At 78.3% G+C, this 346-nt stretch carries 1 protein-coding gene; it reads left to right on the top strand.

Annotated elements, in window-relative coordinates:
- The coding region (locus A612_RS17395; protein ID WP_040436584.1) for a hypothetical protein at positions 1 to 346 on the top strand (346 nt) is incomplete at its 5' end.

Raw genomic sequence — 346 nt, 5'->3', positions numbered from 1 at the left:
CCGGCTGTACTGGCCGCTGGCCGATGCCCACAGCTTCTCGCCGCGCACGCCCAGCGACGAAGAGCTGCGCGCCAGCCCGGGCATCCGCCCGACGATTGCCGGCCGCCCGGCCTCGGCGGTGCAGATCGCCGAGGAGCTGACCCGACGGCGTGCGCCGCACCCCGAGCCCGTGAGCGCGCTCACGCCCGGCCAGGCGCGCAGCTTCCAGCCGGCCACTGCCGGCCCGTCCCAGGTGCCGCCGAGCTGGACCGGCTCGGGCGCCGACACGCGCCCGCCGGGGGATCCGCTGGCCGCTGCCGAGGACGGCGTGATGACCGCGCGCAAGCGCGAGCCGGGCGAGCCGTAG

Origin of the sequence: Melaminivora alkalimesophila, assembly GCF_000282995.1 — a bacterium.
GTDB classification, from domain to species: domain Bacteria; phylum Pseudomonadota; class Gammaproteobacteria; order Burkholderiales; family Burkholderiaceae_C; genus Melaminivora; species Melaminivora alkalimesophila.
The sequence above is the reverse complement of the archived record's forward strand: the minus strand, read 5'-3'. Positions and strand labels throughout refer to the sequence as shown.